General features: G+C 69.6%; 22 protein-coding genes. 8 read left to right on the top strand and 14 right to left on the bottom strand.

Annotated features, from left to right (window positions below; translation table 11 throughout):
* Position 1: 1 nt before the first annotated feature.
* A complete protein-coding gene (locus EZE58_RS09730; protein ID WP_063249322.1) occupies positions 2 to 835 on the bottom strand; it encodes a sulfurtransferase in 834 nt (277 codons plus the stop codon).
* A 31-nt stretch (positions 836 to 866) separates the two neighbouring features.
* A complete protein-coding gene (locus tag EZE58_RS09725) occupies positions 867 to 2087 on the bottom strand; it encodes a class I SAM-dependent methyltransferase (RefSeq protein WP_167560419.1) in 1221 nt (406 codons plus the stop codon).
* Positions 2088 to 2210: 123 nt separating this feature from the next.
* Between EZE58_RS09725 and rsmA the strand changes: the two genes are divergently transcribed.
* The 3 genes from rsmA to EZE58_RS09710 are packed head-to-tail and all read left to right on the top strand — an operon-like array spanning position 2211 to position 4727.
* A complete protein-coding gene (gene rsmA, locus EZE58_RS09720) occupies positions 2211 to 3056 on the top strand; it encodes a 16S rRNA (adenine(1518)-N(6)/adenine(1519)-N(6))-dimethyltransferase RsmA (RefSeq protein ID WP_095376454.1) in 846 nt (281 codons plus the stop codon).
* Positions 3053 to 4003, top strand: a complete 951-nt coding sequence (locus EZE58_RS09715; protein ID WP_009376074.1) for a 4-(cytidine 5'-diphospho)-2-C-methyl-D-erythritol kinase — start codon at positions 3053 to 3055, stop codon at positions 4001 to 4003. Before rsmA ends, EZE58_RS09715 begins: the two co-directional genes overlap by 4 nt.
* Positions 3996 to 4727 carry an FCD domain-containing protein gene (locus EZE58_RS09710; protein ID WP_167560417.1) on the top strand — a complete coding sequence of 244 codons (732 nt, stop codon included), beginning with the start codon at positions 3996 to 3998 and terminating at the stop codon, positions 4725 to 4727. The genes EZE58_RS09715 and EZE58_RS09710 overlap by 8 nt, the downstream gene beginning before the upstream one ends.
* Positions 4728 to 4742: 15 nt before the next feature.
* Here EZE58_RS09710 and EZE58_RS09705 read toward each other — a convergent pair whose 3' ends face one another.
* Both EZE58_RS09705 and EZE58_RS09700 read right to left on the bottom strand, forming a co-directional pair.
* On the bottom strand, positions 4743 to 6143 hold the full coding sequence (locus tag EZE58_RS09705; RefSeq protein ID WP_009376070.1) for a GntP family permease: 1401 nt from the start codon (positions 6141 to 6143) through the stop codon (positions 4743 to 4745).
* Positions 6140 to 6694, bottom strand: coding sequence for a gluconokinase (locus EZE58_RS09700; protein WP_040341214.1), 555 nt, complete (start codon positions 6692 to 6694; stop codon positions 6140 to 6142). Before EZE58_RS09700 ends, EZE58_RS09705 begins: the two co-directional genes overlap by 4 nt.
* A gap of 135 nt (positions 6695 to 6829) precedes the next feature.
* On the opposite strand from EZE58_RS09700, the gene gndA reads away from it, so the two are divergent.
* Positions 6830 to 8356, top strand: a complete 1527-nt coding sequence (gene gndA, locus EZE58_RS09695) for an NADP-dependent phosphogluconate dehydrogenase (protein ID WP_100227382.1) — start codon at positions 6830 to 6832, stop codon at positions 8354 to 8356.
* A gap of 52 nt (positions 8357 to 8408) precedes the next feature.
* Positions 8409 to 9551: an aminotransferase class V-fold PLP-dependent enzyme gene (locus EZE58_RS09690; protein WP_063249316.1), complete on the top strand. Its 1143-nt coding sequence runs from the start codon at positions 8409 to 8411 to the stop codon at positions 9549 to 9551.
* 144 nt (positions 9552 to 9695) lie between these two features.
* On the opposite strand, the gene EZE58_RS09685 is transcribed toward EZE58_RS09690, so the two are convergent.
* The 4 genes from EZE58_RS09685 to EZE58_RS09670 all read right to left on the bottom strand — a co-directional run bounded on the left by EZE58_RS09685 (position 9696) and on the right by EZE58_RS09670 (position 12131).
* A complete protein-coding gene (locus EZE58_RS09685) occupies positions 9696 to 10745 on the bottom strand; it encodes a homocysteine S-methyltransferase family protein (protein WP_167560415.1) in 1050 nt (349 codons plus the stop codon).
* Positions 10746 to 10931: 186 nt separating this feature from the next.
* Positions 10932 to 11228, bottom strand: a complete 297-nt coding sequence (locus EZE58_RS09680; protein ID WP_119296712.1) for a hypothetical protein — start codon at positions 11226 to 11228, stop codon at positions 10932 to 10934.
* Entirely contained in the window at positions 11225 to 11587 is a 363-nt protein-coding gene (locus tag EZE58_RS09675; RefSeq protein WP_119296711.1) for a TraR/DksA C4-type zinc finger protein, read from the bottom strand. Before EZE58_RS09675 ends, EZE58_RS09680 begins: the two co-directional genes overlap by 4 nt.
* 49 nt (positions 11588 to 11636) lie before the next feature.
* Positions 11637 to 12131 carry a hypothetical protein gene (locus EZE58_RS09670; protein WP_342474252.1) on the bottom strand — a complete coding sequence of 165 codons (495 nt, stop codon included), beginning with the start codon at positions 12129 to 12131 and terminating at the stop codon, positions 11637 to 11639.
* 47 nt (positions 12132 to 12178) lie between these two features.
* Between EZE58_RS09670 and EZE58_RS09665 the strand changes: the two genes are divergently transcribed.
* Entirely contained in the window at positions 12179 to 13741 is a 1563-nt protein-coding gene (locus EZE58_RS09665) for a recombinase family protein (protein ID WP_081609408.1), read from the top strand.
* Between the two features lie 105 nt (positions 13742 to 13846).
* Here the strand turns inward: EZE58_RS09665 and EZE58_RS09660 are convergent, their stop codons facing one another.
* The 4 genes from EZE58_RS09660 to EZE58_RS09645 all read right to left on the bottom strand — a co-directional run bounded on the left by EZE58_RS09660 (position 13847) and on the right by EZE58_RS09645 (position 17377).
* A complete protein-coding gene (locus EZE58_RS09660; RefSeq protein ID WP_144589511.1) occupies positions 13847 to 14365 on the bottom strand; it encodes a hypothetical protein in 519 nt (172 codons plus the stop codon).
* Positions 14366 to 14471: 106 nt separating this feature from the next.
* Positions 14472 to 15041: a hypothetical protein gene (locus EZE58_RS09655; protein ID WP_006213381.1), complete on the bottom strand. Its 570-nt coding sequence runs from the start codon at positions 15039 to 15041 to the stop codon at positions 14472 to 14474.
* 81 nt (positions 15042 to 15122) lie between these two features.
* Positions 15123 to 16910 carry a type IV secretory system conjugative DNA transfer family protein gene (locus EZE58_RS09650; RefSeq protein ID WP_063249311.1) on the bottom strand — a complete coding sequence of 596 codons (1788 nt, stop codon included), beginning with the start codon at positions 16908 to 16910 and terminating at the stop codon, positions 15123 to 15125.
* Positions 16907 to 17377, bottom strand: a complete 471-nt coding sequence (locus tag EZE58_RS09645; RefSeq protein ID WP_231882187.1) for a hypothetical protein — start codon at positions 17375 to 17377, stop codon at positions 16907 to 16909. The genes EZE58_RS09650 and EZE58_RS09645 overlap by 4 nt, the downstream gene beginning before the upstream one ends.
* 168 nt (positions 17378 to 17545) lie before the next feature.
* On the opposite strand from EZE58_RS09645, the gene EZE58_RS09640 reads away from it, so the two are divergent.
* Together EZE58_RS09640 and EZE58_RS09635 are read left to right on the top strand one after the other, a co-directional pair.
* Positions 17546 to 17911, top strand: a complete 366-nt coding sequence (locus EZE58_RS09640; protein WP_197464170.1) for a metalloregulator ArsR/SmtB family transcription factor — start codon at positions 17546 to 17548, stop codon at positions 17909 to 17911.
* A gap of 44 nt (positions 17912 to 17955) precedes the next feature.
* Entirely contained in the window at positions 17956 to 19185 is a 1230-nt protein-coding gene (locus EZE58_RS09635) for an MFS transporter (protein WP_167560413.1), read from the top strand.
* Between the two features lie 138 nt (positions 19186 to 19323).
* On the opposite strand, the gene EZE58_RS09630 is transcribed toward EZE58_RS09635, so the two are convergent.
* Entirely contained in the window at positions 19324 to 20823 is a 1500-nt protein-coding gene (locus EZE58_RS09630; protein ID WP_006213376.1) for a hypothetical protein, read from the bottom strand.
* A complete protein-coding gene (locus EZE58_RS09625; protein WP_167560411.1) occupies positions 20820 to 21266 on the bottom strand; it encodes a hypothetical protein in 447 nt (148 codons plus the stop codon). The genes EZE58_RS09630 and EZE58_RS09625 overlap by 4 nt, the downstream gene beginning before the upstream one ends.
* Positions 21267 to 21283: the final 17 nt, after the last annotated feature.

Genomic DNA, 21283 nt, shown 5'->3' with positions numbered 1-21283 from the left:
GCTACGCCCCGGTCGCGACGCTGCGACTGGGATCGGACGACCATCCCGACCAGCTCGCGGGGTAGAGGCTTGAGCCGACTCCGAGGCTCGCGAGCACCATCGCGTTATGGCAGGCCGTGACCCCGGACCCGCAGTAGACGGCGACGGGATCGTCGAGCGCCCCGAGCTCGGAGAAGCGCTCCCGCAGCGCCTCCTCACTGAGGATGCGACCGCCCTCGGCGTTCTCCGTCACGGGAGCGTTCTTCGCCCCCGGGATGTGCCCGGCCTGGGAGTCGAACGGCTCGGTCTCTCCACGGAAGCGCTCGGGCGCGCGGGCGTCGAGGAGCACCCCGTCCCACTGGGCGGCGGTGTCGGCGTCGATGACGGGCATCGACCCCGGAGTGATGACGACGGAGGAGGGTTCGACGGGGGAACCGGCACCGAACTCGAGGTCACCGCCGGCGGCCACCCATGCGTCGATGCCGCCGTCGAGGACACGGGCGCTCAGCCCCGCCCACCGGAGCAGCCACCACGCGCGGGCGGCCCCGAGGCCTGCGTTGTCGTCGTAGACGATGACCTCGGTGCCCGTGTCGATGCCCCAACCTCGTACGGTCTCCTCGAACCGGGCGGGACTCGGCAGCGGGTGGCGTCCCGCGCGGGGATCGCTGCGGTCGGGGTCGGCCAGCTCAGAATCGAGGTCGACGTAGAGCGCGTGCGGCAGGTGGCCACGGGCGAAGTCGTCCCGCCCGTCGGGTCGGAGCTGCGTCCAGCGGACGTCGAGCAGCCTCGGCGGAATCCGGCGGGCAGTGAGCCCGGAGAGCTCCTCGGCGGTGATGAGGACATCGGAGCGGGACATGGGATCTCCTTCGCGTCTGTGCGTCTCGACTCTACCGCTCGAGCGGCCGGGTGAGGAGGACGATGTGCTTGTCGCCGAGGCGGGTGAAGACGAGCGTCGCCTTGTCCCCCTTGGGGAGCTTGAGCTGACGGCGCGCCTGGTCGGGGACGATGTCCGCACCGCGCTTCTTGATGACGACGGACCCGATGCCGCGGGACACGAGCTCCTTGCGCAGGCTCGGGATCTTCGCGGGCAGGACATCGACGATCTCAAACGCGCTCACCCCGGCAGCGGCCGGTCCCGTGGGGGCGGTGTCCGTCGTGAGGTAGGCGATCGACGGGTGGAGGCGACGGGCCTGCAGGGGACCGGTGAGCGCAGTGACGAGACCCGCGCGCACGATCGCACCGTCGGGTTCGAGGAGGTAGGAGCCGAGCTCGCCGATGCCCTCCTCGTCGGTCGCGGGCACGTCGTCCTCGTGGACGAGGAGGGTGCGCTCGCCCATGACGAGCGCGCTGCGTCCGGCACGCTGCCTCGCGGTGCCGAAGTAGAGGCAGACCTCGACGACGTCGCCGTCGTGGGAGACCCACTGGGCCTCCGCCTCGGCGGGGATGAGGTCGTGGTCGAGGGCGGGACCGAGCTTGACACCGGCCGCCGGGGCCGCGCTCGCGGTCTCAAGCACCCAGGACAGGGACGGGGAGAATTCGTCGGGGTCGGAGATCCGCGAAGTCGCCCCGCGGGCGTTCGCCCGCCCGATCCGGCGCCGGGCGGGATCGAACCACAGGGCATCGAAGCCGGCGGTGTCGACGTCCTCGGCCCGGGCGTGGGAGACCTCGGCACTGGGCAGGTGGCGGAGGTTGAAGCTCGCGAGCGCGGCAGTGACCTCGTCGGCGTCGACGGCTGCCACCTCGGCGCCGAGACCGGCGAACGCGAACGCATCGGCCCCGATCCCGCACCCAAGGTCGGCGATGCGCACGTCTTCAGAGTCGTGACCGGCCAACAGGCGCCTGGCATGGTGGGCTGCCACGGGCAGGCGGGTGGCCTGGGCGAGGCCGTCGCGGGTGAAGAGCATCTCGGCGGCGTAGGGACCGAATTTGACCACCGCCTCCTTCCGCAGCTGCGCCTGGGTGAGCAGGGCCGCGGTCACCTCGGCGGAGAAGCCCTCTTTGCGCATGGCCGCGGACCGGGCGAGATCGTCCGCGGGAAGGTCGTCGATCGTCTCGAGGCGCTCGAGGACGGTGACGTCGAGGAGTTCGGTGAGGGTCTGCGGATCCATGCGTGCCAGCCTATCGTCCCGTTCGCCCCGGCCGACGTCCGGTTGCCCTGTCGGATTCCCGTCCCGACCCACCCGGTGTGTTCGACGGATGCGGCGGAGAATCCGTGCGGTAGGTTGTGGGGTGTGACGTTACTGACCGCTCGCGACATCCGCGACATCGCCGCTGACATCGGTCTGCGCCCGACGAAGCAGAAGGGCCAGAACTTCGTCATCGACCCCAACACCGTCCGCTCGATCGTCGCCGCGGCAGGTCTTGAGGGGGCGCAGAACGTCGTCGAGATCGGGCCCGGCCTCGGCTCGCTCACGGTGGGCCTCCTCGAGGCCGGCCACGCCGTCACCGCCGTCGAGATCGACGAGGTCCTCGCCGATCGCCTGCCGACGACGATCGCGGCCTTCGCCCCGGAGGCCGCCGAGCGCTTCGATCTCGTGGGCGCCGATGCCCTGCGGGTCACCGAGCTGCCGAACCCGCCCGAGGCGCTCGTGGCGAACCTGCCCTACAACGTCGCCGTCCCCGTCCTCCTCCACTTCCTCGAGACCTTCCCGAGCCTGCGGACCGTCCTCGTCATGGTCCAGCTCGAGGTCGCCGAACGCCTCGCCGCGGCCCCGGGCTCCCGTACCTACGGGGTCCCCAGCGTCAAGGCCCAGTGGTACGGCGAGGTGGCCCTGGCCGGGCGGATCGGGAAGAACGTCTTCTGGCCGGCCCCGAACATCGACTCCGGGCTCGTGCGCATCGACGTGACCCGCACCGACCGGGACCCCGAGTCCCGCACCCGCCTCTTCACCCTCGTCGACGCCGCCTTCGCCCAGCGACGCAAGACCCTGCGCGCGGCGCTGGCCGGGTGGGCCGGCAGCCCCCAACGGGCCGAGGAGATCCTCGTCGCCGCGGGGATCGACCCCCGCACGCGCGGTGAGGCCCTGAGCGTGTCCGACTTCGAACGCCTCGCCGAGGCGGCGGGGGAGACCGCGTGAGTGCGCCGACCCCGCTCCGCCCGGGAACCCCGGCCCCGGTCACGGTCCGGGCACCGGGGAAGATCAACGTCCACCTCGGCGTCGGGGGCGTCGACGAGCACGGATACCACACACTCGCCACGGTCTTCCAGGCCCTCGGCATGGTCGAGACGCTCACCCTCATCCCCGGTGGGACGGGCACGATCCTCGTCCAGGGGCGGTACGCCGACGAGACCGTGCCGGTCGGGGAGTCCAACCTCGCCAGACGCGCGATCACCCTCCTCATCACCGCGTTCGAAGCCGAGCGTGACGTCGAGGTGCTGCGCGACCTCGACATCGTCATCGACAAGCAGGTGCCCGTGGCCGGCGGGATGGGCGGGGGATCCGCCGACGCCGCGGCGGCCCTGACCGGGGCCGCCCACCTCATCGGCGGCGTCGACGCCGAGGTCCTCGCCGACCTCGCCCTCGAGATCGGCGCCGACGTGCCCTTCCTCCTGCGCGGGGGCACGGCGATCGGCCGGGGCCGCGGGGAGGAGCTCAGCCCCGTGCTCACCCGCGGGCAGTTCCACTGGGTCATGGCCACCTCGGCGGGACAGCTGTCGACCCCGGAGGTCTATGGCCGCTTCGACGAGCTCACCCCCGATCCCGCCCCCGCCGAGGTGCCCGCAGAGGTGCTCACGGCGCTCGCCGCCGGCGATGTCGATACGCTGGCCGCCGCCGCAGGCAACGACCTCACCGAGGCGGCCCTGTCCCTGCGCCCCGAACTCGCCGAGGTCATCGAGGCCGGTCGTGAGGCCGGTGCGTTGCTGCCTCTGCTCAGCGGGTCGGGTCCCACCGTCGGGTTCCTCGCCCGCGACGCCCGCCACGCCCTTGACTTGGCCGTCCTCCTCCAGGCCACCCGCGGGGTCAAGGAAGCCCTGCGGACGACGGGACCGGCACCCGGCGCGCACGTGGTCACCGATGGCTGAGACCCCGACCGGCCGGGCGGGGGAGAACCTCCACGGTCGGGTCCTCGACGCGATCGGACGCGACATCGTCTCCGGGCAGCTGCCGCCCGGTGTCGTCGTCAAGGCCGAGGAGCTGCGCGCCCGCTACGACGTCTCCCTCTCCGTCGTCCGCGAAGCCGTGCGTGTCCTCGAGTCCCTCGGGATGGTCAGGCCGGTGCGCCGCCTCGGGCTCATCATCCTCGCGATGAGCGAGTGGACGATCCTCGACCCGCTCGTCGTGCGCTGGCGGATGGCCGAGACCCCGGCCAGGCAGCTGCGCTCGCTCACCGAGCTGCGGGTGGCGATCGAACCCGAGGCCGCGGGCCTCGCCGCGACCTTCGCCGACGCCGCCGAAGCCGAGGAGATCATGCGGCTTGCCGCCCGGATGCGCTCGTCGGGGCGCACCGGTGAGGTCGAGGCCTTCCTCGAGGCCGATGCGGCGTTCCACCGGGCGGTGCTGCGCGCTGGGGGCAATGAGCTCTTCGCGTCCTTCGACACGGTCGTCGCCGAGATCCTCGCCGGGCGCACCGCCGAGGGCCTGCAGCCGCAGTACCCACACCCCGATGCGCTGCAGTGGCACTTCGACGTCGCCGACGCGATCGGCTCGCAGCAGCCACAGCGGGCACGGGAGGCGATGGCGAAGATCGTCGCCAAGGCCTACGACGAGATGTCGTCGGTGTGGGAGGGCGAACCCCGCCGCCCGTGACGGGGTGCCCGCCGCTCAGAACGCGCTGACGATTCCGAAGAGCGCGAGGCTGAAGGCGAAGCCGACGAGGCCGAGGATCGTCTGCCCGACCGTCCACGTCTTCAGGGTCGTCTTCGTATCCATCCCGAAGAAGCGGGAGACGAGCCAGAAGCCCGAGTCGTTGACGTGGCTGGCGACGACGGAGCCTGCGGCGAGCGAGAGGACGATCGCGACGACCTGGAGCTCCGAGAAGTCCGGGCTGCCGACGACGATCGGCTGGAGGAGTGCGGCCGCGGTCGTCAGCGCCACGGTCGCCGACCCCTGGGCGACGCGGACGATCGCGGCGATGACGAAGCCGGCGACGATGACCGGCAGGCCGAGGGCGGCAAGCGTGTCGGCGATCGAGTCGCCGATCCCGCTCGCGCGCAGCACCCCGCCGAACATGCCGCCGGCACCGGTGATGAGGACGATCGAGCACACGGGTCCGAGCGCGGAGTCGACGACGGTGTCGACGAGCGAACGGCTCTTGTGCTGGCGCCACCCGAGCAGCCACATCGCCGTGAGCACGGTGATGAGCAGGGCGATCGGCGTCTCACCGAGCATCCGCAGCACCGTGACCGGCGTCGATTCCGGATCGACCCAGCCGGCTTCGGCGGCGAAGCCGAGCCCAGTGTTGAAGGAGATGAGGACGAGCGGAAGGGCGAGGAGGACGATGACGGTGCCCAGCCTCGGCGTGGAGCGGAAGTCGGAGAACTCATCTGAGCGTCCGGAGAGGATCGTCGGGACGGGCACGTCGATGCGCCTGCCGATGACGAGGCCGAAGAGGTAGCCGCACAGATACCAGGAGGGCACGGCGATGAGGAGCCCGCAGAGGAGGACGAGGCCGACGTTGGCCCCGAGCAGGCCGGAGGCGGCGACCGGTCCGGGATGGGGTGGGACGAAGATGTGCATCGCCGAGAACGCGATCGCCGCAGGGAAGGCATAGAGGAGCAGGGAGCCGCCGAGGCGGCGGGCGACGGTGAAGATGATCGGGAGCATGACGACGAGGCCGGCGTCGAAGAAGATCGGGAACCCGAAGAGCAGGGACGTCACCCCGAGCGCGAGCGGTGCCCGCTTCTCACCGAAGACCCTGATGAGACGGTCGGTGAGCACTTCGGCTCCGCCGGAGAGCTCGAGGAGGCGACCGAGCATGGCGCCGAGGCCCACGAGGAGGGCGACGCTGGCCAGGGTCGAGCCGAAGCCGTCGTAGAGGACGTCGACGAGGTCGGCCGGGCGGATGCCCGCCGCAAGCGCGGTGAGGACGCTGACGACGACGAGGGCGATGAAGGCGTGGAGGCGCAGACGGATGATGAGGACGAGGAGGAGCCCGATCGCTGCGGCGGCGATGCCGAGGAGGGCGGGTGCGGGAAGGGTCCAGGCCAGGTCGATCTCGGTCATGCGTCCTCGTCGTCGAGGGTCGGACTCGGGCGTGTCAGCGCCGCGAAATGGTGGGGGAGGCGGTCGACGATGGTCCGGCACACCTCGGTGAGCGGCTGCTCGATCGAAACGATCATGTGCGCCTCATCCGGCTCGAGGGGTTCGAGAGTGGCGAGCTGGGACTGAAGCAGCGTCGGCGACATGAATTCGTGGGACCGCTTGGCCAGGTGCTCGGTGATGACCGAGGCCGGACCGTCGAGGTGGATGAAGAACGTCGACGGAGCCGTGGCTCGCAGGAGGTCCCGGTACGAGCGCTTGAGCGCCGAACAGGCGACGAGCGGGGGCGGGGTGCGGGCGAGTTCGACGGCGATCGACCGCAGCCAGGGGATCCGGTCGGCATCGTTCAGCGGGATGCCCGCGTGCATCTTCGCCTTGTTCGCCGGAGAATGGAGATCATCGCCGTCGATGAAGGCCACCTTGAGCAGGGCGGCCACCTGGCGGCCCGCCGCCGTCTTGCCGGTCCCGGACACTCCCATGATGACCAACGGTGGGAGGGAATGGGGCAGGTCCATGAGAACCTCTCGAAAACATATGATGATATTGATATGCTCTGCAGAATAAAACAGAGTTATTGAACCGTATGGGACACTCGAGCGAGTGTCAACAGCTCGGGACGATGACGCCCTGTCCGGATGGAGGGACTGCTGATGAACGCCGATGTCGCTGTGATCGGGACCGGAGTGATGGGCTCGAACCTCGCCCGCAACCTCGCCCGGCAGCCTGAGACCCGCGTGGCGATCTACGACCTCGACGTCGACCGCGCCCGCGCGGTGGCCGCAGCCCACCCCGAGGCCGGATTCCTCGTCGCCGAGACCCCGGCCGCGCTCGCACAGATGCTCTCAACCCCGCGGGTGGCGATCCTCATGGTCAATGCCGGACCCGCCACGGACGCGGCGATCGCCGACATCGCAGCGGTGTTCGAACCCGGAGACATCATCGTCGACGGCGGCAACTCCCTCTTCACCGACACCATCGTCCGAGGTGAGCAGCTCGAAGGCACCGGAATCGAGTTCGTCGGGGTCGGCATCTCCGGCGGCGAGGTGGGCGCGCTGCTCGGGCCGTCGATGATGGTCGGCGGCTCCGAGGCGGCGTGGCAGCGCCTCCGTCCCCTGCTCACTCCGATCGCCGCCCGTGCCGAGGTCGCCGGCCTCGAGGCGCCCGTGCCGTGCGTCGCCCACATCGGCACCGACGGTGCCGGGCACTTTGCGAAGATGGTCCACAACGGCATCGAGTACGCGGACATGCAGCTCATCGCCGAGGCGTGCCGGATCCTGCGCGACGACCTCGGGCTCAGCCCCGCCGCGATCTCCGCGGTGCTCACGGAATGGAACGCCGGCGAACTCGAGTCCTACCTCATCGAGGTCACCGCCGAGGTCCTCGCCCACACCGATGCGGCCACCGGACTGCCCTTCGTCGACATCGTCGCCGACGCCGCCGGGGCGAAGGGGACGGGGGCATGGACGGCGAAGGTCGGCCTCGACCTCGGGGTGCCCGTGCCGACGATCGCCGAGGCGGTCTTCGCCCGGTCCCTGTCCCAGGCCGGTGCCCTGCGCGCCCTCGGCGCAGACATCCCCGGTCCCGTCGGGAACACCGAGCCCCTGTCCACGGGGGACCGGAACGCTGCCGGCGGGCCGACGGGGGAGCGGGCCGCTGCCGACGGGGACGACCCCGTCGCTCCCGACCGCCTCGGCGAGCGGATCGAAACGGTTCGGCAGGCGCTCTTCGCGGGCAAGATCCTCGCCTACGTCCAGGGCTTCGACGAGATCGCGGCCGGGGCACAGGCGTACGGGTGGGACGTCGACCTCGGCGAGCTCGCCTCGATCTGGAGGGCCGGGTGCATCATCCGGGCCCGCGTCCTCGACCGGATCGTCGCCGCCTACGATCGGCAGGAGGGGCTCGGCTCGCTTCTGGCCGACGATGAGCTGCGCGCCGAAGTCGGTCAGGCTCAGGGGGCGCTGCGCTCGGCCGTCGGGGCAGCGATCGGGCAGGGGATCCCGGTGCCCGCGCTCTCTTCGGCGCTTGCCTACCTCGACGGGATCCGCGCTCCGCGGGCGACGGCGGCGATCATCCAGGCGCAGCGGGACTTCTTCGGCTCCCACACCTACGGCCGCGTCGACCGACCGGGGATCTTCCACACGCTGTGGTCGGGCGACCGGAGCGAAGTCGAACTCTGAGCGCCGCAACGGTTCGGTGGCCCCGGGCCTGCGAACATGGCACTGTGGGACTATGACTGAGACCACGCTGCCCCACGACGACATCGACCCCGACGGCCTCCTCGAGTACTCGGTGGTCTTCACCGACCGCTCCCTCAACCACATGTCCGCACGGTTCGTCTCCGTCATGCAGGAGATCAACCGGATTCTGCGCACCGCCTACGACGCCGATGCAGCGGCCATCGTCCCCGGCGGCGGCACCTATGCGATGGAGTCCGTGGCGCGACAGATCGCGACGGGGAAGAAGTGCCTCATCCTCCGCAACGGGCTCTTCTCGTACCGCTGGTCGCAGATCCTCGATGCCGGATCGATCGCAGACGAGACCGTCGTCCTCCCCGCCGTCCCCGACTCCGACGACGCGCAGGCGGCATGGTCGCCCGCCCCCATCGCCGAGGTCGTCTCAGCGATCGAACGCGAACGCCCCGCCGTCGTCTTCGCCCCCCACGTCGAGACGGCCTCGGGCATGCTCCTGCCCGATGAGTACATCCGGGCGGTCGCCGAGGCGGTCCATGCGGTGGGCGGCGTCTTCGTCCTCGACTGCATCGCCTCGGGCGCGGTGTGGGTGTCGATGCGCGACCTCGGCGTCGACGTCCTCATCAGCGCCCCGCAGAAGGGGTGGAGCGGCTCACCGTGCGCCGGCTACGTCATGCTCAGCAAGGGCGGTCGTGCCGCGGTCGACGTGGGCACCTCGACGAGCTTCGCACTCGATCTCAAGAAGTGGCTGTTCATCGCCGACGAGTACGAGGCCGGTCGGGCGCCCTACCATGCGACGATGCCCACCGATGCGCTCGCCCACAACGCCGCGCTCATGCGCGAGACCGAGGAGCGCGGCTTCGACAAGCTCGAGGCCGCGCAGTTCGAACTCGGCGAGCGGGTCCGCGCGGTCCTCGCCGCCCGGGAGCTTCCCTCGGTCGCCGCTGCCGGGTACCAGGCGCCGAGCGTCGTCGTCGTCCATACGAGGAACCCACAGCTGGCCAACGGGGCGGCTTTCAAGGAGGTCGGTGTCCAGGTCGCGGCGGGAGTGCCGCTGCACACCGGTGAGCAGGAGGGCTTCACGACGTTCCGGATCGGGCTCTTCGGCCTCGACAAGCTCGGTGACATCGATGGCACCGTCGCCCGCCTCGAGAAGGCCCTCGACGAGGTCGACGTCGTCTGACACTCGTCGGGCCGCGGCCCTTGCGCGCGGTGGACGCGACACCGAAACGAGTCGGCATCGCAACTGATCAGTGTCCGCCCGATCGCTCTGTTCGCGAACCGACCGATCGGGCGGAAACCGACTCAAACCCGTGCGGGCCGCCGACTATGCGCGGTCGCCGAGGGCGACGACGTTCTCGGCGAGGCGCTCGTTGTCTCCGTACATGAAGTGGTTGCTCATGTTCTCCGAGAACCGGCTCGCTTCCGTGGTGAGGCCGACCGCCTCGGCGACCTCGCGGATGTGCATCGGGGTGGCACCGCAGCACACGCCGAGGTAGTTGACCCCGAGGTCGTACGCCTCCTCCGCGAACGCGCCGATCTCGTACCGGTTGGTCTGGAGCGGGTCGAGCGCGGTGGGGAACGTGCGACCGTGCGGGGAGGGCACGGCGGCGTTCGGATCCGAGAGATTGAAGAAGGTCGGCTCCTCCTCGGTGGTCCGGTAGGGGATCGGCAGGGCGCCGACGTGACAGGACACGGCCTGCCGGATCTGCTTCAGCCACGGCAGCATCGTCGCAGGACCCCGGAAGCAGTTGAGGCCGACGACGTCGACGCCTGACTGCTCGAGGCGCTGGGCGGTCTCGACGATGCCGACGCCGTCGGCCATCTCCTGGAACGCCATCGGAGCGAGCGTGAGGACGACGGGCAGGCCCGAGGCCTTCGCGATCTCCGCGGCGGCCAGCGCCTCACCGGCGAAGTAGAAGGTCTCGCCGATGATGAGGTCGGCGCCCTCGTCGACGGCCCAGTCGACCATCTCGGAGAACATTCCGCGGACCTCGTTCTGCTTCTCCTCGCTGGCCGGGTCCCAGATGTTCGAGTTCGAGATGTTGCCGGCCACGAGGTTGCCGGGCTTCTGGTCCGCGACGCTGCGGGCGATCTGCAGGGCTGCGCGGTTGAGCGGCTCGAGGAGGTCCTCCTTGCCGATGACGCGCATCTTCTCGCGGTGGCCGTTGTAGGTGAAGGCTTCGACGATGTCGGAGCCGGCCCGCTGGAAGTCGACGTGGAGGCTGCGCAGGGCCTCGGGGTATTCGAGCGCGACCTCGGGCACGAATTCTCCCGCGGAGAGGTATCCGCGCTTCTCGAGTTCGAAGAGGAATCCTTCTGCGCAGATCACCGGCCCGGCGTCGAGGCGCTGGGTGAGTGCGTTGGACTGTGACATGTGTTCTCCCGATAGTGCCGAGGTGGGCCGGCGGGCCCCGCGACAGTGGATCCCGATAACAGGGCATCGTCGCGTTGAGGACCCCGCCAGCTCATCACAGTGCCCGTCGCTGTCTGCCGCGGGCCGTCACAGAAGGTCACGACGCTGTCACATGTCGTCACGTTGGTCGCTGCTCGCCGAGGCGTCTCAGCGCTTCGCCGCCCACTCGACGAGGAGTGCGGTGCCGAGGAGGCCGACGACCCAGACGAACCCGAACACGAGGGCGAGCAGCGGAATGACGACGATGCCGTAGGGGATCGGCAGCCACGGTCCGACTCCGGCGACAACCGCGGCCCCGAGGAGCCCGAGGGCCGCAAGGGTTCGGAGCACGAAGCCGGCGACGGGGGCCGAGGCCGGGCGGCGGAGCGTGGAGACGAGGAGCATGACGCCGATGGCCGCGAGCACGAGGGCGGGAAGGAAGAGGGTGACGATCGCGGCGCTCATGTGGGGCTCCGAGTGCTCCGTCCCGCGCAGGTCACGCACAGCGCGGCATAGGGTCTGGCGTCGAGACGCGCCTCGGCGATCTCTCCACCGCACTCGGTGCAGATTCCGAATGTGCCCGCGTCGAGGCGGTTGAAGGCTGCGGCGATCTCGTCGAGCCGCTGAGCGGCCTGATCGCGCATCGCAGCGGCCTGGGACCGTTCGAAGGCGATCGTCGTTCCTTCGGGATCGTGCTCGTCGTCGCTGTTGTCACCCTCCCGGGCGGCCGAGATCCCGTCGATCGAGGCGCTCAAGGCGACGATGAGCGCACGGGTCTCCACGTCCTCCTCGCGGAGCCGCTCGCGCCATCGGTCACCGGTCATGCACGTGACCCTAGTCCCGCCAGGGCGATGGCACCACCCCTGTCGGCGGCTACGCCTCGAGGGCCTCGGTCATCTCGAGCCAGCGCTCCTCGAGGGCTGCGGTCTCGTCTTCGAGCTCGCGCACCTGGGCGGTGAGCGACGCGAGCCCTTCGAAGTCGGACTGGTCGTGGGCGGCCATCTCCGCGTGGAGGGCGTCGACCCGGGTGCTCAGCTTCTCCATCTTCCGCTCGATCGCCGAGACCTCCTTCGTCGCGGCCCGCCGTTCGGCCCCGCTGAGCGTGGGTGCCGTGGAGTCGGATCCCCCCGCCGAGGCGGCCCCCGCCTCACCGGTGCCGCCGGCTGGTCCGCCGGCCGACCCACCCGTGCCGGCCCCGGCCGCGCGCAGCCGCAGGTACTCGTCGACCCCGCCGGGCACGTGCCGCAGCCGGTGGTCGAGGATCGCGTACTGCTGATCGGTGACGCGCTCGAGCAGGTACCGGTCGTGGGAGACGACGATGAGGGTGCCCGGCCACGAGTCGAGGAGGTCCTCCATCGCGGCGAGCATGTCGGAGTCGACGTCGTTCGTCGGCTCACCCAGCAGCTAGATGGCAGATGCAAGAGGAGCACCTGTCTGTCATGGAGACTCGACTACCCACCCGACCACCGGCTTCCGAGATCAAGGCTCTCATATACACGCGAGCCTCGATGGATCGTCACTACCTCATGCGCTCGACCGACGATCAGGAGACGGACTGCCGCGCCTGGTGCGCGCAGCAGACGTGGAATGTCGGCAGGGTCATCACCGATGCCAATCGATCTGCATCGAAGTGGCGCACCCGCGAGCGTGAGGGGTTCGAGGAGGCTCTCCACCTGATCGCCTCCAAGAAGTATGACGCGTTCGTGACGTGGGAGCCCTCCCGCGCCGGACGTGAGCTACTGGCGTACGTGCAACTGCGTGCGGCTTGTCAGGAAGCCGGTGTGCTCTACCTGACGAAGGGCCGGGTCTATGACTTTTCCCGCCATGACGACAGCTTCATGATGGGGCTGGAGTTCCTCACTGCGGAGAAGGACGCCGCGGTGATCCGGGACCGGCAGCTGCGCACCGTGCGGCTCAACGCGCAGAAGGGTCGCCCACACGGTCGGCTCCCCTACGGGTACCGCAGGGTGTATGACGAGCAGACGCGTGCGCTGGTTCGTCAGGAGATCGACCCGGGAAAGGCCTCGATCATCATCACGGCCGTCGATGAGATTCTGGACGGGGTCTCGATCAACAACATCGTGACTCGCCTGAATCGCGCGGGGGTGCCGACCCCGATGAAGCCGACGTCCGACCAGTCGCGAGGTTGGATGAGCTCAACCCTGCGCCAACTCATCAAGAGTCCAACGATTGCGGGCCTGCGCATGTATCAGGGCGAGGTCATCGGTGAAGCGGACTGGCCGGCGATCGTTCCGGTCGAAAAGTGGGAGAAGGTCAACCAGATCCTTGCGGACCGGGCTCGCCGTACTCGGTACGTGGAGGAAGGCAACCATAGTCACCCCAGGTGGCTGCTGTCATTCATTGCCAGGTGCGGCTTCTGTTCGCACCCCTTGGTGCGCATTCATGGTGCCGTGGATCGCAAGCGGACTGGGATGCCTCGCGACAACTACATCTGCGGGAAAGTGGGGTGCCGGAAGGTCAGTATCGACATTCCCTACACGGACGCTTACGTCACCGGCGCACTACTTGGTTGGCTGTCCAAGCCTGAGAGCCTAGCGGTCATTCTGGGCCCGGACGACAACTGGAACGAGCGGGTCCGCGAAGCCCAGGACCATGTCGCAGCACTGCGCAGGCGCCTCGCCGACGCAGCGGGCGAGTATGCACAGGGCCGGATCAGCATGACGATGCTGGCCGATGTCGAGGAACGCCTCAAGCCCGAGATCGAACGTGCCGCGAAAGCCGCCGTTCCCCCGGTCGCCGACAGGCAACTCCTCGCACTGATCCAGACGAAGGATCTGGATGCCGCATGGGAAGCTCTCGACCTGGTCGAGAAGCGCCGCATGCTCAAGATGCTGCTCGACATCCGGATCGAGAAGGCCAAGACCATGGGGGGCCGCTTTGATCCGGCACGGATCAAGATCACTCCTCGGTTCTCGGTTCCCGAGACATATCAATGGAGGCGACCAGAATCGTCCTGACCGCTGCGCCCTGACGGTCAGTCGGCGGTAGGAACGACGCGCCGAGCTCTCGCCCCAGCTCCTGGAGCCGCGAGAGCTCGGCGCTCGTCTGCTGAGCTGCGGTACTCATCGCAGTTCCCCGGTGCGCGGATCGGCGCCTGCGAAGAAGGCGTCCTCGGCGGCGCGGCGTTCGGCGACTCGTGCGGCGACGTACTCGACGAAGTCGGCATCGCGGTCGGCGACGAACACGTCCTCGACCGGGTCGGCGGGGTCCTCGCCGGGCCAGGTCGTCTGCCTGGTTGGCCGGTCGCGGTCCAGGCGGGTACCGGAGGCGGCGACCCATTCGCGCAGCCTGGCGCGGGCGTCGGCGAAGTCGCGATGCCACCCGAACGGGGCACTGCCGTTCTGCTCGGGGTGGTAGGCACACAGCCAGTGCAGATGCAGCGCTGAGAGCTCCCAGACGAGTTCGTCGTGGCGGTGCCAGAACGGTGGGATGACGCTGGCGGGCAGCCCGTAGGTGCGGCGTGTCGTCTCGACCCACCGGTTCAGGGCGTACCACTCCTTTTCGAGTTCGTCGGCGCGCAGCAGGTACCAGTTCACTGGGTGCGGCGGGCCGGGGTCCTCCTCGTCCTCGTCTTCGAGCATCCCCTCGTCGTCGAGGTCGAGCTCGTCCTCGGGCAGCTCCTCCACGGCGGGCTCACCGGGGGTCTCGTGGTCGCGGTCGTCGGTCATGATCGGGACTCCTCGGTGCTCACAGGCCCATGTCCGGCGACTGCCGGTCGGGCCGGTACTCGGGCGCGGCGAACGCGGCAGGCGTCTGCTGCTGCGCCACCTGCCGTTCCGGCTGCTCGGGAACGCCGGAACCGGCGGACTGCTGGGCTGCGTCACGTTCGACGGTGGGTCGCTGGGCCTGTTCGCGGCGCGGGGTGCGGTCGACCTCGTAGGTGGTGCGGGCCATGTCGTGACCGAGCGCGGTCGCGACGAACCGCTGCTTCGTCTCGCCGGTGCTCTTGGACTGGTAGTCCTCCATGCGCCCCTCGGCGATGAAGAAGTCGTTCTTGGCGAGTTGCTTGTAGGCGCGCACGGCGACGCCCTTGTAGGCGACGAGGTCGTGGTAGGTGTTCGGCAGACGGGTGTAGGTGCCGTCGTCCTCGTAGTCCCAATGACGCTGCTCGACCTTCGCGTAGAACGCCGCTTTGCCCTTCTGAGTGGTGCCCAGCGTCGGCTCGGACTTGATGCGTCCCTTGAAGGACTCGCGGACATCCGCGCCCTGCTCGGGCTGGGTCTCGGGGCCGGTTCCTGGGTTCTCGTGCTCGGCCATCGTGCTGCTCCTGTCTTCCTGATGCGGCCACCTGTCGTGGCGGCCGTCGTGACAGGCAGGTGCACACGAGCTGTCCCGGACCTACCGAGGCGGGTCGGGGCGGCGCAGCAGCGCCTCGATCTCGGCCCGGTCGGTCTTGAGCTGGTCGGCGTCGGCGCGAGCGGGCCAGGCGCGCAGATCGGTGACGATCGGCGGGGCCGCACGCAGCAGGGTCACCGCGGTGCCGAACGGGAGGGTCCGCAACCGGTCGGGCGGGAAGATCGCGACCCTGCGCACGGAGCGCTGGTTCTGGCGAGTGCCGTGATCACCGAGGGTGATCGAGTCGGTGTACTCATCACGTTCACCGATCAACGTGGACAGGTCTTGAAGGTCTTTGCTGTTCGAAGCCCCGCCGAGAAGAATCTTCACGATGGAGGCGTCCCAGATCGCGCCGGCCTGGTTCTCCGACCACTTGTCGCGCGCCTGCGCGAGAGACTGGAGCACGGGCAAACAGGTGATTCCGGTGCCACCGCCCTCGGCCATCAGCGTCGGCAACGACGGCAGCGGGGCGAGGTTGCCGATCTCATCCAACGCCAGCAGCAGTGGCGGGTCGAGACGGGCTCCGGGTGAGCGTGCCGCGATCCGCCGGGCGGTCTCCACGAGATCCTCCACCAACGCGGCGACCAGTGCTGCGGAGGCTCCGGCTCCAGCACCGGTCGCGAGGAGGAACAGGGTGCCCCGATCACGGATGAACGCTTCGGGGTCGAACTCCTCCCCGGGGCCGGGGCTGACGGCATCGAGCACCCGCGGGTCAGCGAGAGCACCGAGGGCCAGAGAGACGCCCTGCCAGATCGAATCGCGGGTCCTGGGGTCGGCGTCGATCATGGATTCCAGCGAGTCCGCCCACCCCGTGGCCGCGTCCGGGCTGTTGGTGAGGATCGCGACGGCCTCCGCCGCAGCCGAGGGGTCCAGGGTCCAGCGGAACAGCTCCGCCGGGGAACGCCCATCAAGAGCAGCGGCGTGCAGCAGAGCCTGCAGCGCAGTCCTCGTCTTGCCTTCCCAGAATCCGCCAGACTCCACCCCGCCGGCAGACAGGCCGGTGGCCGAGGCGAGGCCGGTAGCGCGGATCATCGCGGTGAGAGGGTCGGCGCAGCCACGCACGGGCGACCAGCGCATCCCCGCCGGGACGCCCTCGGCCAGGTGCTGGGGGTCGAACACTGCGACCGGGCCGTGCTTCTCTCTCGCGCGCAGGGTCGCGGTGAGGTTGTCCGGGCGGGTGCTGGTGGCGATCACCGCCCCCGGCGCGTCGAGGATCGCGGGGATTACCACGTGCAGGCCCTTGCCGGAGCGGGGTGGTCCGATGAGCAGGATCGAGTCCTCGACGCTGGCCCACACCTCCCTGCCCCGGCACATCCCGAGTCGGTAGCCGACATCCGCCGGGGTCGGCTTGGAGAGAGAGGGTCGCAAGTTCCCGGCGCGGGTGAGCAGCGCCGTAGGTGAGGCGACCGTGGCCACCTCGTGGCGGGTCGCGACTCCGGCGGTTGTGTGCGGGTCGACCTCGGTCTTGCGGGCGTGACGGCGCAGCCGCGTCCACACCCAGCAGCCGCCGGCGACCAGCCCGGCCAGCAGCACGACGGTCACGGCCCAGTAGGCGACCGCGCTCATCCCTGGCGCGTCGAGCGCGGCGGCAGGATCACCGGGCCGGAACAGCACCGAGATGCCGGAGGCGGGCCCAGCGGCGGGCTGGTCGGTGCCGGTGAGGAACGCGGCCACCGATCCGGCGCCGCGCAGGATCAGGGCGAGGCCGAACAGTCCGACCAGCCCGATCATCGCGGCGTTGGTCAGCTCGTCGCCGAAGCTGCCGCTCTGGCGGCCCTGCGGGACGCTCATCGCAGCCTGCGCGCCACGACCGTGCCGGAGACGCGCCCGACCAGCAGCACCTCTCCGGCATCCCCGACCCGTCGCGGATCGAGCAGCCCCCGTGCAGTGCCGTCGCCGGCCGCGTCGGTGTCGGAGACGAGCACGGTGCAGGCGATGTCCTCCCCGGCGACGAACCCCTCCCCGGTGACCTCGATCAGCGCCGGCACCGCCTTGGGCCGTCTCGTCTTTGGGGCCGGCTCGGGTGCAGGGTCGGCGCGGCGTGGTTGTGCGGCGACGAGTTCGGTGAAGCTCGTGCCGTCGGCCTCGTGCACCTCCACCCGCACCGGCACCGCACGCTCCTGGCTGGCGTGGTCGATGATCTGCGGGAACGCGGCCCGCGACCACGGCCGCTGGTCGTCGTCGGGCGGATACACGGTGCCGTCGATCATCACGGTCATCGACCCGTCGGCGTGGATATCGAGGATCACGGTGCGCATCGACACCGGCACCGGCTCAGGGAGATTCGCATGTCGTCTCATGCCGGCCAGGTGCACAATCCCGTACCCGCACCGTTCATCCTGGCTGCTGCTGGCGCAGCTGCCGGGCCTCGTCCAGCACACGACGGCAGGGTTCCCTCACCCATACGCCGCTGTTAGTATCTGCGTATGGATGCAGATAAGCAGATGTGCGGCATGGATCCCGCGTCGGAATACGTCGATCTCGCCGCGGAGGTCTTGGGACTGTTGTCCGATCCGACGCGGATCAGGATCGTGCTGGCCCTGCGCCAGGCCGACGAGTTGCCGGTGAACGCGCTGGCGGAACTGGTCGGGAAGAAGCCCTCGGGGGTGTCGCAGCATCTGGCCCGACTACGGATGGCGCGGATGGTCACGACCCGGCAGGAGGGCACGAGCGTGCTCTACCGCCTCACCGACGAACACGCGGTCGCCCTGGTGGTCGAGGCGATCAAGCAGGCCGAGCACGCGGTCGCGAACGGGCAGATCCCGCCCCACCACCACGCACCCCGGCAGTAGTAGCCCGTTCGTCGCACAAACTCTCGTTCGTTAGGCCTCGTCTCATGCTTGCTGTCCTGCGCAATCCCACCTACGCGAAACTGTTCAGCGCGCAGGTCATCGCGCTGCTGGGCACGGGCCTGCTCACCGTCGCGCTCGGACTGCTCGCCTTCGAAATCGCCGGCGGCGACGCCGGCGTGGTGATGGGTGTGGCGATGACGATCAAGATGGTGGCCTACGTCGCCGTCTCCCCCCTCACGACGGCACTCACCGCCCGTCTCAAGAGAAAGCCACTACTCATCGGGACCGATCTCATCCGGGCTGGGGTCGCGCTCTCGCTGCCGTTCGTGACCGAGGTGTGGCAGATCTATGTGCTGATCTTCCTGTTGCAGTCCGCATCGGCGACGTTCACGCCCGCGTTTCAGGCCGTGATCCCGTCCGTGCTCCCGGACGAGGGACAGTACACACGTGCCCTGTCGCTGTCGCGGCTCGCCTACGACCTGGAGTCGCTGGTGAGCCCGATGCTCGCCGCCGCCTTACTGACGGTCGTCAGCTTCCACAATCTCTTCGCTGGCACCGTGGTCGGGTTCCTTGCCTCTGCGACCCTGGTGCTTGTCTCCCGCTTTCCTCGCTTCGAGGCTCCCGCTCCGGCGCCGTTCTTCGATCGCCTCACCCGCGGCGCCCGTGCGTTCTGGGCCAGCCGGGAGCTGCAGGGCCTGATGGCGCTAAACCTCGTCGTGGCGACGACCACGGCGATGGTGATCGTCAACACCACTGTCCTCGTCCTGGGCGATCTGGGCCGCACCCAGTCCGATGCTGCGCTCCTGCTCGCCGCCTACGGAGGCGGCTCCATGATCGTGGCCCTGACCATGCCCAAGCTCTTGGAAGCCGTCTCGGACCGGCGAGTCATGCTCACCGGCGGCATCGCCCTGCCCGTCCTTCTCCTGGCCGGAGCCGGGGTGCTCGCCTGGACCGATGGCACGCCCCAGTGGGTCGGGCTGCTGAGCGTGTGGGCGCTGATGGGGGCGGCAACCTCCACGATCCTCACCCCCTCCGCCAGGCTGCTGCGGCGAGGCAGCACGGAAGAGAATCGGCCCGCGGTGTTCGCCGCGCAGTTCTCCCTGTCCCACGCCTGCTTCCTCATCACGTACCCCCTCGCCGGTGTTCTCGGCGCCGCTATCGGCCTTCCCGCCGTGGCTCTCGTCCTCGTCGGTATCGGCATTCTCGGCGCGGTCCTCGCCACCACTGCTTGGAGCGCTACGTCCCGCACTCTCGTGCAAGCTCACAAGCGATGAGCACAGGGAGCGCTCATGCCCTCCACGACCGCTTCGACAAAGATCGATCCGATCGCTCGTACGGTTGCATCTGTAACGAACATGCGACCCCACAGTCAAGGTCAGAACGTCTGGAGATCCGCGGAATCACGCGGATTCTTACCCTACGCGGGGTTGGTTTTTTCCGGGATCGGACATGCGGCTGGTGGTGTCGAAGAGCTCGTACTCGGCCGGGTGGAGCTGGTGCTGGACGACGAAGGAGCGTTCCTTGATCCGCCACAGCCCTTGTCCGGTGCCCAGCGTCGGCAGCAGCTCGCGCTCGGTGCCGGTCAGTCCAAGGGTCTTCGCGGTCGTGCCCAGCTGGTCGGATTCCTGCCGGTAGATGATGCGGGACTCCGCATTGGCGAGCAGGGAGTTCGCGAGCGAGCGCATGGCCGAGCCCTGGTCGCCGACGTTTTCCAGGTCGGTGAGCTTGTGGAAGATGAGCATGTTGCTGATCCCGTACGCCCTCGCCAGCCGCCAGTGCGCATCCATGCGCTTGAGCAACGCGGGTTCGGACATGAGGCGCCAGGCTTCGTCGTAGATGCACCAGCGCTGCCCGCCGTTCGGGTCCAGCAGCGCCGATTCCATCCACGCGCTGGAGCACGTCATCAACACCGACACCAGCGTGGAGTTCTCGGTGACTCGCGACAGGTCCAGGGACACCATCGGCAGGGTCGGGTCGAACACCTCCGTCGACGGGCCGTCGAACAGGCCGGAGAGGTCCCCAGCCACCAGTCGTCGCAGCGCGTGTCCGACCATGCGGCCGTCCTCGGCCAGCCGCCCGTCAGGGTCGTGGGAGGGAGACAGGAGGTGGTCGACGATCATCGGCAGGATCGGCACCTCGTTCTCCCGTACCGTTTCGGCGAGGGCGGTGTCGATCGCGGTGTGCTCCAGCGGCGACATGGGCCTGGCCAGCACGGTTTCGGTGAGCGCGCCGATCAGGTCGCGGCGGCGGGAGGCGACCGTCGTCTCCCACTCCGCATCGCTGAGCCCGGAGGGGCGGTAGCCCTCGTCGAGGGGGTTGAGGCGGGTGGGCAGGCCGTGGCCGAGCTGGATCGCCCGCCCGCCGACGGCGCGGGCGATCTCAGTGTGCTCGCCTTTCGGGTCACCGGGAACGTAGACCCGCCGCCCGAACGGCAGGCTGCGCGTGTACAGGCTCTTGGCGAGGGAGGATTTGCCGCTGCCGACGATCCCTGCGACCACGACGTTCGGGGCGGTGATGACCCCGGTCTGATACAGCACCCACGGGTCGTAGACGAACGAGCCCCCGGAGTAGAGGTCCTGGCCGACGAACACGCCCGCCGAGCCCAGGCCGCCCTCGGCGAGGAACGGGTACTGGGCCGACAGGGTCGCGGAGGTGTCCTGGTGGCGGGGCAGCCGGAACCGGCCCGGCGTCCGCAACGTTTGCTTGCCGGGCTCCCCGGCGGCGGGCAAATACCGAGTGGCCTTGCGCTCGGCCCGCTCGACCTCGGCCTTGGCTTTCGCTTCCGCGACCTCGCGGCGACGCTGCTCGGCCTGCAACCGGGCCGCGGCCTGGCGGCGCTGCGCCCGCAGCCGTCGCCGCTCGGTGGCCGGGGCGACCAGCACGGAGGTATGTAGGCGTTCCTTCTCGCTCACAGTCCCAACCCCCGCTCCTGACCTCTGCTGGACCCGGCGGGGTGCGGGTCGAACCACGACCCTGCCGGCTGCGCGACCCGCGCCTGCCTCCCCGCGCGCAGGGAACGCCGCGTCGTGTGCTTCGGAACGGTGGTGGGGTGTTCGATGGCGGTGACGGCACCGGTCAGGCGGGTCGTGGTCTCCTCCAGTGCGGTGCCGGCCTGATGGAGCTCGTCACCGATCTGCAGCCCGGTATCCCGTGCGAGGGCCGGGGCGCCGGGGAGGGTGTGGGCGACGGCGATCCGGTCGATCGCCTCCCGCATCGCCGTGGCCGCATCGCGCAGGTCGCCCAGCAGTGTGGCGGTGCCGGGACCCGTGGCCTGCAGTTCACTGTCCGCGGCGAGGTGGCGCAGGTTGCGGGCGGCCTCGGTGGCGAACGCGGCGGGATAGTAGACGGCGGACATGATGGCCTCCCAGGCAC

The sequence above is a fragment of the Brevibacterium sp. LS14 genome, assembly GCF_012027885.1.
In the GTDB taxonomy this organism is placed as follows: Bacteria; Actinomycetota; Actinomycetes; order Actinomycetales; family Brevibacteriaceae; genus Brevibacterium; species Brevibacterium casei.
Note: the sequence above shows the minus strand (reverse complement) of the source record. Positions and strands in the feature narration are given on the sequence as shown.

Bases quoted from the DNA above. Each gene is read 5' to 3' on its own strand.
- EZE58_RS09675 (WP_119296711.1), bottom strand. From the start codon at position 11,587: ATGACCGGTGACCGATGGCGCGAGCGGCTCCGCGAGGAGGACGTGGAG.
- EZE58_RS09710 (WP_167560417.1), top strand. From the start codon at position 3,996: ATGGCTGAGACCCCGACCGGCCGGGCGGGGGAGAACCTCCACGGTCGG.
- EZE58_RS09665 (WP_081609408.1), top strand. From the start codon at position 12,179: ATGCAAGAGGAGCACCTGTCTGTCATGGAGACTCGACTACCCACCCGA.
- EZE58_RS09655 (WP_006213381.1), bottom strand. From the start codon at position 15,041: ATGGCCGAGCACGAGAACCCAGGAACCGGCCCCGAGACCCAGCCCGAG.
- EZE58_RS09670 (WP_342474252.1), bottom strand. From the start codon at position 12,131: ATGCTCGCCGCGATGGAGGACCTCCTCGACTCGTGGCCGGGCACCCTC.
- EZE58_RS09645 (WP_231882187.1), bottom strand. From the start codon at position 17,377: ATGCGCACCGTGATCCTCGATATCCACGCCGACGGGTCGATGACCGTG.
- EZE58_RS09625 (WP_167560411.1), bottom strand. From the start codon at position 21,266: ATGTCCGCCGTCTACTATCCCGCCGCGTTCGCCACCGAGGCCGCCCGC.
- EZE58_RS09680 (WP_119296712.1), bottom strand. From the start codon at position 11,228: ATGAGCGCCGCGATCGTCACCCTCTTCCTTCCCGCCCTCGTGCTCGCG.
- EZE58_RS09660 (WP_144589511.1), bottom strand. From the start codon at position 14,365: ATGCTCGAAGACGAGGACGAGGAGGACCCCGGCCCGCCGCACCCAGTG.
- EZE58_RS09685 (WP_167560415.1), bottom strand. From the start codon at position 10,745: ATGTCACAGTCCAACGCACTCACCCAGCGCCTCGACGCCGGGCCGGTG.
- EZE58_RS09635 (WP_167560413.1), top strand. From the start codon at position 17,956: ATGCTTGCTGTCCTGCGCAATCCCACCTACGCGAAACTGTTCAGCGCG.
- EZE58_RS09730 (WP_063249322.1), bottom strand. From the start codon at position 835: ATGTCCCGCTCCGATGTCCTCATCACCGCCGAGGAGCTCTCCGGGCTC.
- EZE58_RS09690 (WP_063249316.1), top strand. From the start codon at position 8,409: ATGACTGAGACCACGCTGCCCCACGACGACATCGACCCCGACGGCCTC.
- EZE58_RS09725 (WP_167560419.1), bottom strand. From the start codon at position 2,087: ATGGATCCGCAGACCCTCACCGAACTCCTCGACGTCACCGTCCTCGAG.
- EZE58_RS09640 (WP_197464170.1), top strand. From the start codon at position 17,546: ATGGATGCAGATAAGCAGATGTGCGGCATGGATCCCGCGTCGGAATAC.
- EZE58_RS09650 (WP_063249311.1), bottom strand. From the start codon at position 16,910: ATGAGCGTCCCGCAGGGCCGCCAGAGCGGCAGCTTCGGCGACGAGCTG.
- EZE58_RS09705 (WP_009376070.1), bottom strand. From the start codon at position 6,143: ATGACCGAGATCGACCTGGCCTGGACCCTTCCCGCACCCGCCCTCCTC.
- gndA (WP_100227382.1), top strand. From the start codon at position 6,830: ATGAACGCCGATGTCGCTGTGATCGGGACCGGAGTGATGGGCTCGAAC.
- EZE58_RS09700 (WP_040341214.1), bottom strand. From the start codon at position 6,694: ATGGACCTGCCCCATTCCCTCCCACCGTTGGTCATCATGGGAGTGTCC.